The sequence below is a fragment of the Roseovarius spongiae genome (assembly GCF_003651245.1).
GTDB classification, from domain to species: domain Bacteria; phylum Pseudomonadota; class Alphaproteobacteria; order Rhodobacterales; family Rhodobacteraceae; genus Roseovarius; species Roseovarius spongiae.
Map to the genome: position 1 here is coordinate 640,837 of NZ_RAPE01000001.1, position 16,396 is coordinate 657,232.

At 67.0% G+C, this 16,396-nt stretch carries 21 protein-coding genes; 9 read left to right on the top strand and 12 right to left on the bottom strand.

All coding sequences use genetic code 11. The annotated features are described in order from the left end of the window. Window positions 1-21: 21 nt before the first annotated feature. The 3 genes from D6850_RS03090 to D6850_RS03100 form a co-directional block, all read right to left on the bottom strand. A complete protein-coding gene (locus D6850_RS03090; RefSeq protein WP_121163667.1) occupies window positions 22-1,008 on the bottom strand; it encodes a membrane dipeptidase in 987 nt (328 codons plus the stop codon). Continuing rightward, on the bottom strand, window positions 1,005-2,456 hold the full coding sequence (locus D6850_RS03095; protein WP_121163669.1) for an aldehyde dehydrogenase family protein: 1,452 nt from the start codon (window positions 2,454-2,456) through the stop codon (window positions 1,005-1,007). The genes D6850_RS03090 and D6850_RS03095 overlap by 4 nt, the downstream gene beginning before the upstream one ends. Window positions 2,457-2,561: 105 nt before the next feature. Next, window positions 2,562-3,440, bottom strand: a complete 879-nt coding sequence (locus D6850_RS03100) for a LysR family transcriptional regulator (RefSeq protein WP_121163671.1) — start codon at window positions 3,438-3,440, stop codon at window positions 2,562-2,564. 169 nt (window positions 3,441-3,609) lie between these two features. On the opposite strand from D6850_RS03100, the gene D6850_RS03105 reads away from it, so the two are divergent. Next, window positions 3,610-3,921: an ETC complex I subunit gene (locus tag D6850_RS03105; protein ID WP_121163673.1), complete on the top strand. Its 312-nt coding sequence runs from the start codon at window positions 3,610-3,612 to the stop codon at window positions 3,919-3,921. Between the two features lie 46 nt (window positions 3,922-3,967). Here the strand turns inward: D6850_RS03105 and D6850_RS03110 are convergent, their stop codons facing one another. Then, window positions 3,968-4,795: a hypothetical protein gene (locus D6850_RS03110; RefSeq protein ID WP_147438845.1), complete on the bottom strand. Its 828-nt coding sequence runs from the start codon at window positions 4,793-4,795 to the stop codon at window positions 3,968-3,970. Window positions 4,796-4,931: 136 nt separating this feature from the next. Between D6850_RS03110 and D6850_RS03115 the strand changes: the two genes are divergently transcribed. Further along, the gene (locus D6850_RS03115) at window positions 4,932-6,293 is read left to right on the top strand and encodes an MATE family efflux transporter (protein ID WP_121163677.1); all 1,362 of its coding nucleotides are present in this window, start codon (window positions 4,932-4,934) and stop codon (window positions 6,291-6,293) included. A 31-nt stretch (window positions 6,294-6,324) separates the two neighbouring features. Here D6850_RS03115 and D6850_RS03120 read toward each other — a convergent pair whose 3' ends face one another. From D6850_RS03120 to D6850_RS03130, 3 genes are read right to left on the bottom strand one after another with little or no spacing between them, the layout of a single operon-like run. Beyond that, complete coding sequence (locus tag D6850_RS03120; protein WP_121163678.1) at window positions 6,325-6,738, bottom strand: hypothetical protein; 414 nt, start codon at window positions 6,736-6,738, stop codon at window positions 6,325-6,327. Beyond that, window positions 6,735-7,115 carry a VOC family protein gene (locus tag D6850_RS03125; protein WP_121163680.1) on the bottom strand — a complete coding sequence of 127 codons (381 nt, stop codon included), beginning with the start codon at window positions 7,113-7,115 and terminating at the stop codon, window positions 6,735-6,737. The genes D6850_RS03120 and D6850_RS03125 overlap by 4 nt, the downstream gene beginning before the upstream one ends. Further along, on the bottom strand, window positions 7,112-8,314 hold the full coding sequence (locus D6850_RS03130) for a pyridoxal phosphate-dependent aminotransferase (RefSeq protein ID WP_121163682.1): 1,203 nt from the start codon (window positions 8,312-8,314) through the stop codon (window positions 7,112-7,114). Before D6850_RS03130 ends, D6850_RS03125 begins: the two co-directional genes overlap by 4 nt. An 86-nt stretch (window positions 8,315-8,400) precedes the next feature. Here D6850_RS03130 and D6850_RS03135 point away from each other — a divergent pair, with 86 nt between their 5' ends. The 3 genes from D6850_RS03135 to D6850_RS03145 all read left to right on the top strand — a co-directional run bounded on the left by D6850_RS03135 (window position 8,401) and on the right by D6850_RS03145 (window position 9,658). Then, a complete protein-coding gene (locus D6850_RS03135) occupies window positions 8,401-8,802 on the top strand; it encodes a helix-turn-helix domain-containing protein (protein ID WP_121163684.1) in 402 nt (133 codons plus the stop codon). After that, the gene (locus D6850_RS03140; RefSeq protein ID WP_121163686.1) at window positions 8,795-9,067 is read left to right on the top strand and encodes a succinate dehydrogenase assembly factor 2; all 273 of its coding nucleotides are present in this window, start codon (window positions 8,795-8,797) and stop codon (window positions 9,065-9,067) included. The genes D6850_RS03135 and D6850_RS03140 overlap by 8 nt, the downstream gene beginning before the upstream one ends. Window positions 9,068-9,205: 138 nt before the next feature. Continuing rightward, on the top strand, window positions 9,206-9,658 hold the full coding sequence (locus D6850_RS03145; protein ID WP_206019190.1) for a MarR family winged helix-turn-helix transcriptional regulator: 453 nt from the start codon (window positions 9,206-9,208) through the stop codon (window positions 9,656-9,658). On the opposite strand, the gene D6850_RS03150 is transcribed toward D6850_RS03145, so the two are convergent. Genes D6850_RS03150 through D6850_RS03160 form a run of 3 tightly spaced genes read right to left on the bottom strand, consistent with a single transcriptional unit; the run spans window position 9,652 to window position 11,479 of the window. Further along, a complete protein-coding gene (locus tag D6850_RS03150; protein ID WP_121163690.1) occupies window positions 9,652-10,359 on the bottom strand; it encodes a DUF1194 domain-containing protein in 708 nt (235 codons plus the stop codon). The two genes, D6850_RS03145 and D6850_RS03150, sit on opposite strands and share 7 nt — an antisense overlap. Next, window positions 10,356-11,054 carry a DUF1194 domain-containing protein gene (locus D6850_RS03155; protein ID WP_245964078.1) on the bottom strand — a complete coding sequence of 233 codons (699 nt, stop codon included), beginning with the start codon at window positions 11,052-11,054 and terminating at the stop codon, window positions 10,356-10,358. Before D6850_RS03155 ends, D6850_RS03150 begins: the two co-directional genes overlap by 4 nt. Further along, window positions 11,051-11,479, bottom strand: coding sequence for a VOC family protein (locus tag D6850_RS03160; protein WP_121163694.1), 429 nt, complete (start codon window positions 11,477-11,479; stop codon window positions 11,051-11,053). Before D6850_RS03160 ends, D6850_RS03155 begins: the two co-directional genes overlap by 4 nt. Window positions 11,480-11,616: 137 nt before the next feature. On the opposite strand from D6850_RS03160, the gene D6850_RS03165 reads away from it, so the two are divergent. The 3 genes from D6850_RS03165 (at window position 11,617) to D6850_RS03175 (ending at window position 13,642) form a co-directional block, all read left to right on the top strand. Continuing rightward, the gene (locus tag D6850_RS03165) at window positions 11,617-12,450 is read left to right on the top strand and encodes a thymidylate synthase (RefSeq protein ID WP_121163696.1); all 834 of its coding nucleotides are present in this window, start codon (window positions 11,617-11,619) and stop codon (window positions 12,448-12,450) included. Further along, entirely contained in the window at window positions 12,450-12,929 is a 480-nt protein-coding gene (locus D6850_RS03170; RefSeq protein ID WP_121163698.1) for a dihydrofolate reductase, read from the top strand. Before D6850_RS03165 ends, D6850_RS03170 begins: the two co-directional genes overlap by 1 nt. A gap of 128 nt (window positions 12,930-13,057) precedes the next feature. Then, window positions 13,058-13,642, top strand: coding sequence for an invasion associated locus B family protein (locus D6850_RS03175; protein WP_166433974.1), 585 nt, complete (start codon window positions 13,058-13,060; stop codon window positions 13,640-13,642). 9 nt (window positions 13,643-13,651) lie between these two features. On the opposite strand, the gene D6850_RS03180 is transcribed toward D6850_RS03175, so the two are convergent. Then, on the bottom strand, window positions 13,652-14,413 hold the full coding sequence (locus D6850_RS03180; RefSeq protein ID WP_121165056.1) for an alpha/beta fold hydrolase: 762 nt from the start codon (window positions 14,411-14,413) through the stop codon (window positions 13,652-13,654). Window positions 14,414-14,552: 139 nt separating this feature from the next. Between D6850_RS03180 and D6850_RS03185 the strand changes: the two genes are divergently transcribed. After that, window positions 14,553-14,927, top strand: coding sequence for a hypothetical protein (locus D6850_RS03185; RefSeq protein ID WP_245964079.1), 375 nt, complete (start codon window positions 14,553-14,555; stop codon window positions 14,925-14,927). A 12-nt stretch (window positions 14,928-14,939) separates the two neighbouring features. Here D6850_RS03185 and glyA read toward each other — a convergent pair whose 3' ends face one another. Continuing rightward, on the bottom strand, window positions 14,940-16,223 hold the full coding sequence (glyA, locus tag D6850_RS03190) for a serine hydroxymethyltransferase (protein ID WP_121163704.1): 1,284 nt from the start codon (window positions 16,221-16,223) through the stop codon (window positions 14,940-14,942). Window positions 16,224-16,396: the final 173 nt, after the last annotated feature.

Below are 16,396 nucleotides of genomic sequence, written 5' to 3' on the forward strand. Positions count from 1 at the left end.
CCTGGCGTCGGCGTCGTTCTGTCAGCTCGCTCCGGCGGGCCGGAAATTCGCCTCCCAGAAGCGATGCCAGTTGTCCCCCATCAGGCCCGCCACCTCTGCGTCGTCAAAGCCGACGGCGCGCAGCCCCTCTTCGATCTTGCCGAAATCGCGGTTGTCGCGGAACCAGTCGGGCTGCGCCGGGAAGCCCGGCGCGCTGGCCGAGCCTTCGCCATAGTCGATTTCCTTCGACCAGCGCCCCACGCGCATCCATTCCACGACCGAATCGGGCTGGTCCTGGCAGAGGTCGGAGCCGATGCCGAAATGCTCTGCCCCAAAGCGTTCGGCGGCGGTGGCGATCATGGCGCAGAAATCGCCGAGCGTGCAGTCGGATTTGCCCTTGAGGTGATGGGGATACATGGAGAACCCCATCATGCCGCCATTCTCCACCACCGCGCGCACCACGTCGTCGCGCTTGTTGCGCAGGGCGGGTTGCCACGTGTGCAGGTTGGCGTGGGTGATGGTGACCGGCCGCTCGCTGAGATCCGCCGCTTCTATCGTGGAGCGATCGGCCGAATGGCTCATGTCCACCACCAGGCCGACGCGGTTCATCTCCTTGATGACCTGCTTGCCCATGCGGGTGATGCCGGGATCCTCGGCCTCGTAACATCCCGTCGCCAGCAGCGACTGGTTGTTGTAGCTGAGTTGCATGAACCGCGCGCCGAGGTCGTGCAGCACTTCGACGAGGCCGATATCGTCCTCGATCGGGCTGGGGTTCTGGAAGCCGAAGAAGATGGCCGTGCGCCCGGTCTCATGCGCCTCTGCCACATCGCTCGCCCACCGGCCCTTCATGATGAGGTCGGGATATTGTTCGAACCAGAGGTTCCATTGCTCCACGTTGAGCACGGTTTCGCGGAAATTCTCGTGGTAGGCGATGGTGACGTGGACCGCATCGACGTTGCCTTCGCGCATCTGGCGGAAGATCTTTTCGGACCAGTTGGCGTATTGCAGGCAGTCGATGCGGTAGGTCATGCCGGATCGCCCGCCGCGATATAGGCGGTTTTCACCACGGTGTAGAATTCGCGCGCCGTCTGCCCCTGTTCGCGCGGCCCATGGGAGCTGTCGCCGCGCCCGCCGAAGGGGACGTGGTAATCGGTGCCGGCGGTGGGCAGGTTCACCGTCACCACCCCGGTGCGGGCGTTGCGGCGGAAATGCGTGGCGCGCGCGAGGGAGCGGGTGACGATGCCCGAGGTCAGGCCGAAATTGGTGTCGTTGACGGTCGCCAGCGCCTCGTCATAGCTGGCGACCTTGATGACGGCGGCCAGCGGCGCGAACATTTCCTCGCGGTTGATGCGCATGTCGTTGGTGGTGTTGAGAAACACGCCCGGCGTCATGTAGTACCCTTCGGTTTCCCGCTCGACCCGCACGCCGCCGCAAGCGAGCTCGGCGCCCTCGGACTTGCCGAGATCGGCGTATTGCAGGTTCTCGTTCAACTGGGTTTCGCTCACCACCGGGCCGATCTGCGTGCCCTCGGCGAGCGCGTGGCCGACCTTCATCGCCTCCGCGCCCTTGACCAGCTTCTCGACGAAGGCGTCATGCACCGCCTCATGCACGATCAGCCGCGAGGACGCGGTGCATTTCTGCCCCGTCCCGCCGAACGCGCCGCCAAGCGCCACGCTCACCGCGAGGTCGAGATCGCCGTCGTCCATCACGGCGAGCGCGTTCTTGCTGCCCATCTCCATCTGCACGCGGGTGAAGTTGCCGATCGCCGCTTGCGCGATGCCACGGCCCACGGGGACGGACCCGGTAAAGGAGATCGCATCGACCTGCGAGCTTTCGACCAGTTTCTGGCCGACGTCGCGCCCCGCGCCCATCACGAGGTTGAAGAGGCCGGCGGGTATGTCCTGGCGGCTTATGATTTCCGTCAGCGCGACGGCCGAGGCGGGGGTCACGTTGGCGGGCTTCCAGATCACCGCGTTGCCATAGGCCAGCGCCGGGGCGATCTTCCAGCTTGCGGTCGCGGTGGGAAAATTCCACGGGCTGATGACGGCCACCACGCCGACGGGTTCGCGGCGAACGTCAATCTCCACGCCAGGGCGCACCGAATCCGCGTTCTCGCCCAGCTGGCGAAGGCATTCGGCGGCGTAGTAGGTGAAGAACTGCCCGGCGCGATAGATTTCGCCCTTGCCTTCGGCGAGCGGCTTGCCCTCTTCGCGGCTCAGCAGCGCGCCAAGCTCCTCGGCGCGGGCCATCAATTCATGGCCGATGGCGTTCAGCACGGCCTGCTTGCGCTCCATCCCGTAGGCGGCCCATTCGCCTTGGGCGCGCCGCGCGGCGGCAAGCGCCTGGTCAAGCTGGTCGCCGCTGGCCTGGGCATATGTGCCGATGAGATCGCTCAGGTCCGAGGGGTTGCGGTTCTCGACCTCGCCCGCGCCGGCGGTCCACTCTCCGGCGATGTAATTCTTGTGAAGCTGGGACATGCGGCAATCCTTCCGGCGGGGGTGAGCGAACGGGAGGGTTGTATCAGCGCGGGTTGATTTGAGGCAAACGAAACTTAGTGAAATGAAATTCAGTTTTGCTGAAATTCAGGCACCGGGCGTCTGCCGCGCCGTGCGGATCGCCTCGGCCAGCGCCATCGCCGCCGGGGTGAGTCGCGAGTCCCGCGCGCTCAGCATCCAGACCTCGCGCCGCAGTCCGGTGTCGGCCAGCGGCAGGAAGGCGAGGTCGTCGAACCCCGGCAGCACGGCGCGTTCCGGCAAAAGCGTGACGCCCGCCCCGGCGCGCACGAGGCTCAGGATCGAGGCGGTGTTGCGCACCGTGAGGCGCGCGCGTTCCAACACCGGCTGAAAGCCCGGGTCATGAATATGCCGGCAGAGGCCGTTGACGATGAAATCCGTGCCTTCCAGGTCGGCCCAGCCGAGGCGCTGCCAATCGCGGGTCAGCGGGTGATCGGCGGGGCAGACGACGCCGTAGGCGTCCGAGAGGATCAATTCGCGCTCGAACCCGCGCAGCGGCGGCAGGGTGGCCATGCCGATATCGGCGTCACCCCGGCGCAGGGCGCGTTCGACCCCTTCGCTGTCGGTGTCGTGCATCTCGACGCGCACGCGCGGGCGGTTCTGCATGAAGCGGCGCAGCACCGCGGGCATGAGCGTCTGCGCGACCGAGGGCGTGACCGACAGGCGCACATGCCCCTCCTCGGCGCGCGCCAGCGCCTCGATCGTGGCGATGGTGCGGTCGAAATGGCCCAGCTCGCGCTGCGCCTGCTCGGCGATCTGCGCGCCGAGAGGCGTGAGCTGCGCCTTGCGCGCGCTTTCGAACAGCGGCGCGCCGATGTGGTCCTCGAACTGGCGCAGCATCATCGACACCGCCGACGGCGTGCGCCCCAGCGCCTCGGCCGCCCCGGCGAGGCTGCCGGCCTCGGCGGTGGCGCGGAAGCAGCGCAGCATGTCGAGCTTGATCGCCAATGGTTCAGCCTTTCTTCATTTCAAGGATCGTCGCTTCAGCATAGCTGACCTTGGCGGGGCGGCGGATGCAAGGGGCGAGCGCGGGAAAACCCCCTGGAGCCGCGGCATATGATCCCTTGCCCACGGTTGGCGAATTTGGGATAACCGCCGGAGTGACAGGAGCCTTGCCATGACCGCCCGCATCTATCGACCCGCCCGCAACGCGATGACCTCGGGGACCGCCAAGACCCGCGACTGGGTGCTGGAATTCGTCAACGACACGCCGCGCAGGATCGATCCGCTGATGGGCTGGACCTCGTCCTCGGACATGCAGGCGCAGGTGCGGATGCGCTTTCCGACCAAGGAGGCGGCGCTCGAATACGCCGAACTGCACGGAATCGACGCCGTGGTTCAGGAGCCCAAGCCGCGCAAGCACAACATCCGCCCCGGCGGCTATGGCGAGAATTTCGCCACCAGCCGGCGCGACATCTGGACCCACTGAGCCGGACGGACTCCAGCGGGCGCGCTCTGCGACCACGATCCGCGCGCTAGGGCAGCGCCCGGTCCACGTAGTCGATGTTGAGATCGGAAAGCGCGTAGAAGTCGTCCTTGCGCAAGCCCCCCGGCAGAAACCGGGCCCTGCGCGCCGCGCGCCGTCCGACGATCTGCCCGAGCGCCGAGAGATAGGCGGCGTCGATGGCGTCGCCCTGCGCGCGGATGTCCTCGATGAAACGATGCCCGAGGCTGCGCCAAAGCCGCCGTTTCCAGCGGCCGCCGTGGCTGAGGTGATAGGCGTCGATCCCCTCTCCGGAGAGGCGCTGCGCGCCGCGGCCCAGGATGCTGACCGGCAGGAAGTGATCCCACCAGGGCAGCCCGAAATACATCCCGTTTTCCGGCATCGCCCGCAGATCCGAAGCGTGGAAGACGAAGAAATCGAACCCCGAGCCATAGACCGCGCCGCCGGTCATCGTGGTGTCGGCCACGTCGATCCTGTTGCAGACGATGCAGGCGCCGGGCCGGAGCGTCGCGATCCTGTCCTTCGCGTCCTGGTCCAGTTCGAGGGCGATATCGGAATTGACGATGCCGACCGGCCCGTCGACGCCCTCGGTCGCGCGCGCCAGCATGTCCCATAGCGGCACGTAGCGTTTGCCGAAGGCGTCAAACCCGTCGCGCTGCGTCTTGACCTGGTCGAACTCGGGCAAGAGCGCGAACTCGGGCATGTCCTCGCGCGCGGAGTTGACGGTGATCGGGCGGAACCCCGCGCGCAGCCAGGACGTCACGCAGGTCTCCAGCCAGTCGGGGCCGATCTCGGCGCCGTCCGGGTTTTGGCGCGAGAACACCGGCGGCAGCGAGGTGATCAGGGGTATCGCGGTCATGTCCTGTCCCATCTGGTCCGCCCCGGTTTCATCGCGTCCTAGTGCAACGCGCGGGGCCGCGCAACAGGCGCGCGCGGCGCCGCGGGCGGGCAATCGGCGTCTTGCCCGGCGCGACGCGCCGGCATAGGGGTGGGTGATGCAGGCAAAGGTTTCCATCTTTCACCACGTTCGCCGTCTTCTGGCGCTAGGGTTGCCGCTGATTGGCAGTCACCTTGCGCAGTTCGCGATCACGCTGACGGACGCGATGATGCTGGGCTGGTACAGTGTCGAGGCGCTCGCCGCCGAGGTGCTGGGCGGGACGCTGTTCTTCGCGATGTTCATCATGGGATCGGGATTCGCCTTCGCGGTGATGCCGATGGTGGCCTCGGCGGAGGCGGCGGGCGAGGAGACGCAGGTGCGCCGCGTCACGCGCATGGGCTGCTGGGCGTCGATTCTCTTCGGGCTCGCGATGCTGCCTGTCGCGCTCGGATCCGAGACGCTTTTTCGCGCCGCGGGACAGGATCCGGAAATATCGGTGATGGCGGGGCAGTACCTCGACATCGTGGGGTTCGTCGTCATCCCGGCGCTGCTGGTGATGGTGCTGAAATCCTGCCTTGCCGCGCTCGAGCGCACGCAGGTGGTGCTCTGGGTGACGCTGGCGGCCGTCGCGTTGAACGTGGTGGTGAACTATGCGCTGATCTTCGGCAATTTCGGCTTTCCCGAGATGGGCATCCGCGGCGCGGCCTGGGCCTCCGCGACCGTCACGACCGCGTCGATGCTGGGGCTTGGCGTCTATGTCGCGCTCGTGCTGCCCGAACACGCGATGTTCGCCCGCGTCTGGCGCCCCGACTGGGAGGCGCTCGGCGCGGTGTTCCGCCTGGGGTGGCCGATCGGGCTGACCAATCTTGCCGAGGTGGGGCTGTTCGCGGCGACGTCGATCATGATGGGCTGGCTCGGGACGCTGCAATTGGCGGCGCACGGGATCGCCATGCAGATCGCCTCGATCGCGTTCATGGTGCATCTGGGCCTGTCGAACGCGGCGACGGTGCGCGCCGGGCAGGCGTTCGGGCGGGCCGACGCGGGCGCGCTGGGGGATATTGCCCGCAGTTCGATCCTCATGTCGCTGCTGGTGGCGTTGGCGACGATGCTCGTCTTCTTCGCGCTGCCCGAGCCGCTGATCGGCGCCTTCATGAGCCCGAACGAGCCGGATCGCGCGGGCGTCATCGCCATCGGCGTCGCGCTGCTTGCCGCGGCGGCAGTGTTCCAGTTGTTCGACGCCGGACAGATCATGGCGCTGGGCCTGCTGCGCGGAGTGCAGGATACGCGCGCGCCAATGATAATCGCCGCGTTCAGCTACTGGGGGATCGGCATCCCGGTGAGCTACGTGCTGGGCTTCCCGCTCGGGTTCGGCGGCGTCGGCATCTGGCTGGGGCTGTCGGTCGGGCTGGCGCTTGCCGCCGGCTTCATGCTGCTGCGCTTCCGCGGCTGGCTCCGCAGATATGCCGCTGTGCAGGAGTGAGGCAACGCTTCTCGAAAAGCCTTGCGCGCGCTCAGTCCTCGCCGCGGTTCCGCAGTATCCGGTCGGCCTTCTTGCGCACCAGCACGGTGCGCAGGTCGTGCATCGCCAACAAGAGCGCGTCGGTCACCTGTTCGAGCTGGTCGTCGGTCGCGCGGCTCTGCGCCCAATGCGCCGTGGTGTTGAGATAGTCGACCGCGCGGTGAATGTCGTCGATGTCGCGGTATTCCTGCAATTCGAGCCGTTCGGCCATCCAGTCGCGGATGACCTCGAGTTCGTGTTCGGACAGTTCGCGATCGCCATGCGGCTTGATCTGGCCGTTGCGGATGTTGACCACGGCGATCTGGTCCATGTCGATGCGCCGCTGCCGGTTCTCGGTGTCCACGCGGTAGACGAAGGCGCCGTTTTCGCGCACGCGAAAATAGTAGTCGGGCAGTTCCGCGCTCATCCGCCCTCTCCATCCTCGAGTATGCGCCAAAGCGACCCGTCGGGATCAAGCAGGGTGAACATGCGCGGCGCGCCGTCGCCCAGGTCCAGCGTTTCGGCCCCGATGCGGGGCAGTGCGGCGCCTTCGGTCGCGATGCCGACGGCCAGCCACTCGGCGTGCAGCGTGTCGATATCCGCGCGCCGCAGGCAGGCGGAATGCCAGCTTTCGCGCGGGTCGAGCTCGGGGTGGGCGAAGAATTCGACGCTCATCCCGTTCCGATCAAGGATCATCCAGCCGTCATCGCGATACTGCCGGCGAAACCCGAGCGTCGCGTAGAACGCCTCGGTCACGTCGAAGTCTCGGCTGGGCAGGTTCGCGGTGATCCGGTCCGCCGTCATGTAAGCCCTTTGCAGAAATCCTGTATCCGGCGGCACGCCTCCTTGAGCGCGTCGTCCGAGGTGGCGTAGCTGACGCGGAAGTTCGGCGACAGTCCGAAGGCCGCGCCGAAGACCACGGCGACGCCGGCCTCTTCCAAAAGCGCGGTGGCGAAGGCCTCGTCATCGGTGATCTTCGCGCCGCCCTTCGACGTCTTGCCGATCAGCCCCGCGATGGAGGGATAGACATAGAACGCGCCCTCGGGCATGGGGCACTGAACGCCCGGCGCGTCGTTCAGCATCTCGACCACGAGATCGCGGCGGCGTTCGAAAATGGCGTTGTTCTCGGGTATGAAATCCTGCGTGCCGTTCAGCGCCTCGACAGCCGCCCACTGGCTGATCGTGCAGGGGTTCGAGGTGCTCTGACTCTGGATCTTGCGCATCGCGCCGATCAGCCATTCGGGCCCGGCGGCATAGCCGATCCGCCAGCCGGTCATCGCATAGGCCTTGGAGACGCCGTTGCAGGTCAGCGTGCGGTCGTAGAGTTTCGGTTCGACCTCGGCGGGGGTGCAGAATTCGAAATCGCCGAAGGTGAGCTTCTCGTACATGTCGTCGGTCATCACCAGGACATGGGGATGACGCAGCAGCACGTCGGTCAGCGCCTTCAGCTCATCGCGGCTGTAGCCCGCCCCGGTGGGGTTGGAGGGCGAGTTGAAGATGAACCACTTGGTCTTGGGCGTGATCGCCGCCTCGAGCTGGTCGGCGGTCAGCTTGTAACCGGTCTGCATCGACGCTTCGGCGATAATCGGCTCACCGCCCGCCAGCAGCACCATGTCGGGATAGCTGACCCAGTAGGGCGCGGGAATCACCACCTCGTCGCCGGGGTTCAGCGTGGCCATAAGGGCGTTGTAGAGGATCTGCTTGCCCCCGGTGCCGACGCTGACCTGCGCCGGCGCGTAGTCGAGCGCGTTGTCGCGCCTGAGCTTGTCGCAGATCGCCTGTTTCAACTCGGGGATTCCGTCCGGCGCGGTATAGCGGGTCTTGCCCTCCTGGATCGCCTTGATCCCGGCGGCGGCGATGTTGGCGGGGGTGTCGAAATCCGGCTCCCCGGCGCCGAGCCCGATGACGTCGCGCCCCGCCGCCTTCAGCTCGCGCGCCTTGGTGCTGACGGCGATGGTCGGCGAGGGTTTGACGCGCGATAGTGTCGCGGAAAGGGCATTCATGGCGGCCTCCGGTTTGAATGATCGGCCCGCATGTCTTAGGTTGCGCGGATTGATGGATCAAGCATGATCACCGGAAAGGAAGATATATGACTGCGCAGACGCTCGAAGGCTGGTACGATCCCGATGCGACGACATTCGGGGATCGCCTTGCAGGCGCCCGCGACCAGGCCGGGATGAGCCAGACGGAACTGGCCAAGCGGCTTGGCGTCAAGAAGAAGACGCTTGAAGACTGGGAAAACGATTTCTCCGAACCGCGCGCCAACCGGCTGTCGATGATGGCCGGGCTGCTCAATGTCTCGCTGAGCTGGCTGTTGACCGGGCAGGGCGAGGGGCCGGGCGACCCGGACGACATGACGCTGTCGCGCGAGGCGTCGGTGCTGCTGGGCGAAGTGCGCGAGATCAGCGTGCAGATGCGCCTGGCCTCGGAGCGGCTGAACCGCGTCGAGAAAGAGCTTCAGTCCGTGATGCGCGAGCCCCACGTTGCCTGAAACGCGCGAGGTCCGGCTGCGGCGGCTGACCATGCGGTCGATGCGCCGCGGGATCAAGGAGATGGATATCCTGCTGTCGCGCTTCGCCGAGGCGCGGCTGGCGCTGCTGGGGCCGGCGGAGCTCGATGCCTACGAGGCGCTGCTCGAGGAGAACGACCAGGACCTCTATCAATGGGTGTCGGGCCAGGCGGCCCCACCCGCGCGATTCGCGGACGTGATCCGCGATGTGGCGCTGCACGGGGGCGCGGCGAGGGCGGCTAAATAGGGCGCATTTTATGCGCTTGCGTCGGGCTTTAACCGATTCTTCGACATTATCGCACAGGGTCTCTCCAGGCGGGTTCGCATGGAGAAGGAAATGGATTTGCACAATACCCCTACGGCAGCAGAGGGGACTCATGGTTTCATGGCCGGCTATCTGGACGCTCTGGCGCTGGTGGAACGGCTGCACCGGCTGCTGCTCGACGTCATCAAGGACGAGTTCGAGCGCGTCGGCGTGCTCGAGATCAACGCGGTGCAGGCGCTCTTGCTGTTCAACATCGGCGATAACGAGGTGACGGCGGGTGAGCTGAAATCGCGCGGCTACTACCAGGGCAGCAACGTCAGCTACAACCTCAAGAAGCTGGTCGAGATGGGCTACATGCACCATCAGCGCTGCGAGATCGACCGCCGCTCGGTCCGGGTGCGGCTCACGCAGAAGGGACGGGGCATCCGCGACATCATCGCGGCGCTGTTCGAGCGGCACGCCGAGGGACTCCAGCAGCGCGGCGTGCTGGGCGCCGACGGGATCGACCGGATCGCCACCGCGCTGCGGCGGGTGGAGCGATACTGGGCCGACCAGATCCGCTATATCTACTGATCGCGCCGCCTCGAGAGCGCGGGCAGTTCCGCCTCGCGCAAGAGCTTGCGCCTCATCGCGCGCCGGAAGCCGTCGAAATCCGGCGCCGTCTCTATGAACGCGCCGGGGCCGCGGATCACCTGCATGCGGTAATGGTATTCTAGCGTGCGCGCGCCGCTCAGGTTCTTGTCGGTATTGTCCCGGCCAAGCGGGCCTATGACCAGCGCGTTGATCGTCGGTCCGTCGCCACGGGGCAGGTCGCCCGGGCGCGGCCCCGCGTTCGACGGCCCGTCGCCCGAAATGTCGAGCACGCGCCGCCAGCAATCGGGACGCCGCGCGAGCAGGGCGGCGCCGAAGATCATCGCAGAGCCGATGGCCGTGCCGCGATCGGGGAAGCGATGCCCGCTGGCGCGAAGCGCATCCGCGACGCCCTGCGCGTCTGCGGGGGAGTTGATCGCGGTCCAGTGCACCAGCACGCGCTGCTGCTCTGGACCGCCCCACTGGTAGACCGCCAGCCATACATGCGCGTCCGGAACCGCCAGGAGCGCGGCGCGCACCCCGGCGTCGTCAAGCGCCGCCGCGACCCCGTCGAGCTGCAACCGGTATTCCCGCGCATCGACCGAGCCCGATACATCGAGGCCGAGCGCGAGCGCCAGCCGGCAGGCGGGCTGCGCCGGACCCGCGGCCCAGAGCGCCGCGCACAGAAAGAGCGCGCCCCTCACCCGCGCGGCCAGCGCCGCGCGGCTGGCGCCGCGCCCACCGCCACCTCTCCGATCTCGCGCAAAAGCTTGCGCGTCATGGCGGCGCGGAAATCGGCGAACCCGTCCGCCGTCACGAGGAACGCGCCCGTCCCGTGCAGCACCTCGCTTTGGTAGAAGCGCAGCACCTCGGGGTCGTCGCCGAGGATCACCAGCCCGTTCACCACCACTTCGGTGAAGGGAAAATGCCGGTAGGCGTTGGCCGGGCGGAAGCCGTAATTGTTGACCCCGTCGCCGGAGAGGTCGATCACGCGGCGCGCGCAGTCCGGCCCTCGTTCCAGCAGCGTCGCGCCATAGCCCAGGGCCTGTCCCACGCTGGTCGGGAAATCGTCATGGCTGCGCGCCATCGCCGCCAGCAACGCGACCGCCCGGTCTATCGCCGCCTCGCCAGTCAGCATCGTCCAGTCGAGATGCAGCTTCTGCTGGTGATGCCCGCTCCACTCATAAACCGCGAGCGCTACCTGTCCGGGCGCGCCGCGCAGGATAGCCGCGCGCACCTGCGGCGAATCGAGCGCCGCGGCCAGTCCCAGCCGTTGCAGGTCATATTCGTCCGCGTCGACCGACGCCGACACGTCGAGCGCGAGCGCCAGCGCAAGACGACACCCCGCCGCCTGCGCCGCCCCTGTCCAGAGCAGCGCCAGGAGGCAGGCGAGCCTCACCAATGGCCGGTATTCTCCATCGACGCCCAGGGTTCCTGCGGCGGCAGGGCGTCGCCCTCCTGCAACAGCTCGATCGAGATATTGTCGGGGCTGCGCACAAAGGCCATGTGCCCGTCGCGCGGCGGGCGGTTGATCGTCACGCCGTTATCCATCAGATGCTGGCACATCTCGTAGATGTCGCCGACCGAGTAGGCGAGATGCCCGAAATGGCGGCTGTCGTCGGGCAGCGCGTCGTCGCCGTCCCAGTTCCACGTCAGCTCGACCGGGCATTCCTCCTGCCCCTCGGGCGCGAGGAACACCAGCGTGAACCGCCCGCCCTCGTTCTCCATGCGCCGGACCTCCTTCAGCCCCAGCAGGTTGTAGAAGGCGATCGAGGCGTCGAGGTCTTTCACGCGCACCATCGTGTGCAGGTAACGGATTTTCATCGTCTGGCCTTTCCTGTCGGGTCTCCCGGTCGATCCTAGACGTAAATGGCGCGCCGTCCACCCTCGGGGCTTGTGCGAACGACCTTGTGATCGCGCCTCTGCGGCGCTAACTCTGGACCGCGGAACAGGGGGGCGACGTGCGGCAGTATCACGAGGCGTTGAGGACGGTGCTGGCCGAGGGGGTGCGCTCATCCGACCGCACCGGTACCGGCACGATCAGCCATTTCGGCATGCAGAGCCGCTATCCGATGGCCGACGGTTTCCCGCTGGTGACCACGAAGAAGCTGCACTTGCGCTCGATCGTGCATGAATTGCTGTGGTTTCTGTCGGGCGACACCAACATCCGCTACCTCAAGGAGAACGGCGTCTCGATCTGGGACGAATGGGCCGACGAAGAGGGCGATCTCGGCCCTGTCTACGGCGCGCAGTGGCGGGCCTTTCCGGCGCTTGGCGCGGCGGTGGGCGAGGTGGACGGCGCGCCGGTCTTTCGCGCGCGCTACATCGACCAGGTCGCGGAGCTCGTGGAACTCATCCGTACCAGCCCCGACAGCCGCCGCATGGTGGTGTCTGCCTGGAATCCCGGCGACGTGCCCGAGATGGCGCTGCCGCCCTGCCACACGATGTGGCAGGTCCGCGTGGCGGGGGGCAAGCTGCATCTGCAACTCTACCAGCGCTCGGCCGACATGTTCCTCGGAGTGCCGTTCAACATCGCCTCCTACGCGCTGTTGCTGCACATGCTGGCGCATGTGACGGGCTACGCGCCGGGCGATTTCATCCACACGATGGGGGATGCGCATATCTATTCCAATCATCTCGACCAGGTCGAAACCCAGCTTGCCCGCACGCCCCGCCCGCTGCCGCAGCTGCGCATCACCCGGCAGGTCGGCTCGATCTTCGATTTCCGCTACGAGGACTTCGAATTCACCGGCTATGATCCCGCCCCCGCGATCCGCGCCCCGGTGGCGGTCTGATGCTGTCGCTGATCGTCGCGCGCGACCGCAACGGCGCCATCGGCAAGGATGGCGGCATCCCCTGGCGCGCGCCCGAGGATCTTGCCTTCTTCCAGCGCGAAACCACGGGCGGCGCGATCATCATGGGCCGCAAGACGTGGGAGAGCCTGCCCTATCGCCCGCTGAAGAACCGGCTCAACATCGTTGTGTCCTCGCATCACATCGAAGGCGCGGCGCGGTTCCCCAGCGTGCGCGGGGCGCTCGACCATGCCGCCGGTCAGGGGCATCTGCGGCTCTACGGGATCGGCGGCGCGGGTATCTTCGAGGAGATGTTTCCAATTGCCGACCGGCTGCTCATCACCGAGGTCGATGTAGAGGTGGAGGGCGCGGACGCGTTCCTGCCGCCCTTTAACGCCGATGACTGGGTGGAAACCGCCCGGCGCGTGCTGCGCGCCGACACCCCGCGCTGCACGCTGGTGGAGCTGATGCGCCGGCGCTGACGGCGCCGGGGCGCCGAATGTCGTCAATCCGGTTGCCTCGGGGCCGACGTTCCGGTTTCATGCACGCCAAGGCGGCGCGCGCCAGGCCGGCGCCCCGCGTCATCGAGCGAAAAGAGAGAGAACCGCACATGTTTCCGAGCGCGAAAACGATTCTTGTTCCCACGCTCTGCGCGGCGCTGGCCTGGCCCGGCCTCGCGGCGGCGCAGGACAAGCCCGCGGAAGAGCAGGAGAACCCCACTCATACGACCGAGACATTCGGCGACTGGCAGGTCGATTGCATCGTGCCCGTCGAGACCGAGGAAAACGCGGAGCGCCGCGATCGGCAGTGCGAAATGCGCACGCAGGTGACCCGTCGGGAAGAGGACGGCACGGTTCGCCCCCTGATCCAGACCGGGATCGGTCAGACAGGCATGGAAGAGGGCTTCTGGATGGTGATCCAGACGCCACTCGGGCTGCTGTTGCAGGAGGGTGTGAAGCTGAGGCTGATCGACGATGAGGTCGAAGGCGATCCCGAACCGATGGTGACCGCCCGTTTCCTCTATTGCGAGCGGACCCATTGCCGGTCCCAGGCGCTGCTCAATGCCGCGCAGATGGACGCGCTGGGCGCAGCGGACGAGGTCGAAGTGCAATTCGTCGGTATTCCCGACGTCGAATACGACATTCCCCTGTCGATGGAGGGTTTCGCCGACGCCCGCGCCGCGCTGAGCGAGTGACGGCGCGCTTTACGCCCGGTCGAGCCAGGCGCGCACCGTCTGCTCGAACGCGCGCGGCGCCTCGGCGTGAAGCCAATGGCCGGCCTCCGGCAGCTTGACGAACCGCGCCTTGGGGAACAGACGTTTGATTTCATCTCGGTGGCCGGGGCGAACATAGTCCGATTTCCCGCCCGTCAGGAACAGCGTGGGGCGCTCATATGTGGCGTCGATTTGCGGAAAACCCATGATCTGCGGCATCGCCGCGCCGAGCGTGTCGAGGTTGAGCCGCCAGCGCCCCGCGTTCACGTCCAGCGATTGCAGGAAGAACGGGATCAGCGCGGGGTCGTCGATCAGCCCTTCAAGGCGGGCGGCGGCGTCCGAACGTTTCTCGACCCCCGTCAGATCGACCGATTTGAGCGCCTCGACATAACGCGCCTGGCTGTGCTCGTAGGTGACGGGGGCGATATCGGCGACGATCAGGCGGTTGACCGCCTCCGGTTGCGAAAGCGCAAGCGCCATCGCCGCCTTGCCGCCCATCGAGTGGCCCATCACGTCCCATGCGCCGCCTTGCGCGGCGATTACCTCGGCGAGGTCCGCGGCCATCTCGGGATAGCCGTGATCATCGGTCCAGGGGCTGTCGCCGTGGTTGCGCATGTCCACCGCGATCACCCGGCGGCTGTCCGACAGGCGTCGCGCGATGACGCCCCAGTTGCGGGCCGAGCCGTAGAGGCCATGCGCGATCAGCAGGCCGGGCCGGTCGGTCGCGGTTCCGTGTTCGACGAAATTCAACATGGCGCCGTGATAGGCCATCCGGGCGGCGGCCGCAAAACCCTTTGACGGGTTTTGCCAAGACTGTTCGCGAACTGTCTTGGCGTGGCGCATTGAGGCTGGCTGTGGCGCGCTGTAGGGTGCGGCGCGAAGGGATTGGGACGTGATTGAGCGCCAGCGTTTCGAAGAGGATGTAGACGCGTTGATGGAGGCGCTGCGCGCGCGGCTCGGCGTGCGCGGCAAGCGGCTGCGCACGCGGCTGCGACGCGCCGGGCGGCGTCTGCCCCGACATGCGCGCCGCGCCGGGCAGGTCGTGCTCGGCGCGGAGCGGATGATGGATCATCCCCGGCTGCGGCTGCGAATCGACGCGCAGGAGGTTTCGGCCGCCTTCGCCGACCTGCACGCCAGCCTCGCGGCCATCGACCCCCGCGAACGACGCAAGGACGCGGCGCTTGGCATTGCGGGGGGCATCGTCTTGAACCTGATGCTGGTGGGGGCCGCGGTGGTGGGCGTCCTCGTCTGGCGCGGCCTGGTCTGAGCCGCGCCTGCCTCAGAGATCCGGGTAGAGCGGGAAACGCGCGCAGAGTTCGGCGACCTCGCCGCGCACCTTGGCTTCGACCGCGTCGTTGCCGTCCGCGCCGTTGGCGGCTATGCCGTCCACCACCTCGGTGATCCAGTCGGCGATCTGGCGGAACTCGGCCTCCTTGAAGCCGCGCGTCGTCCCGGCGGGCGAGCCGAGGCGAATGCCGCTGGTCACGGTCGGTTTCTCGGGGTCGAACGGCACGCCGTTCTTGTTGCAGGTGATATGGGCGCGCCCGAGGGCCGCGTCGGTCACGTTGCCCGTCACCTTCTTGGGGCGCAAGTCGACCAGCACGACATGCGTGTCGGTTCCCCCGGTAACGATGTCGAGCCCGCCCTTGATGAGCTGATCGGCCAGCGCGTCCGCATTGGCGCGCACTTGGCGGATGTAATCCTTGAACGCGGGTTCCAGCGCCTCGCCGAAGGCGACGGCCTTGCCGGCGATCACGTGCATCAGCGGTCCGCCCTGGATGCCGGGGAAGATGGCGGAATTGACCTTCTTCGCGATGTCTTCGTCATTGGTGAGGATCATGCCGCCGCGCGGACCGCGCAGGGTCTTGTGCGTTGTCGTGGTCGCCACATGGGCGTGCGGGAAGGGCGAGGGATGCTCGCCCGCGGCCACGATCCCGGCGAAATGCGCCATGTCGACCAGCAGGTAGGCGCCCACGCTGTCGGCGATCTCGCGCATCCGCGCGAAATCGATCTGCCGCGGGATGGCGGAACCGCCGGCAATGATCATCTTCGGCTGGTGTTCCTTCGCGAGCGCCTCGACCTGGTCGTAATCGAGCAGGTTGTCCTGCCGCCGCACGCCGTATTGCACCGCGTTGAACCACTTGCCCGACTGGTTCGGTTTGGCCCCGTGGGTCAGGTGCCCGCCGGCATCGAGGCTCATGCCCAGGATCGTGTCGCCGGGTTTCAGCAGCGCGGTATAGACCCCCTGGTTGGCCTGGCTGCCCGAGTTGGGCTGCACGTTGGCGAAGCCGCAGCCGAATAGCTTCTTGGCGCGCTCGATGGCGAGGGTCTCGACCACGTCGACATGCTGGCATCCGCCATAGTAGCGCCGTCCCGGGTAGCCTTCGGCATATTTGTTGGTCAGCACCGAGCCCTGCGCCTCGAGCACGGCGGCCGAGACGATGTTCTCGGACGCGATCAGCTCGATCTCGTCGCGCTGGCGGCCAAGCTCGTCCCGGACGGCCCCGAAGATGTCGGGATCGCGCGAGGCGAGGGATTCGGTGAAAAAGCCGGAATCGGACATGATGCATGGCCTCCATGAAAGGTTGCGGTTGATGGAGTGAGTAGCGGAAAGGGTGGCGGGTTGTAAGGCGACAATGCGACAAATCTTCTTGCAGGTGCGGCATGGCTGGTGCAGGAAAAATGGGTGGGAGCAGCCCGGCCATGCCACGGTTTGCCCGCACGCACCGGGATCGG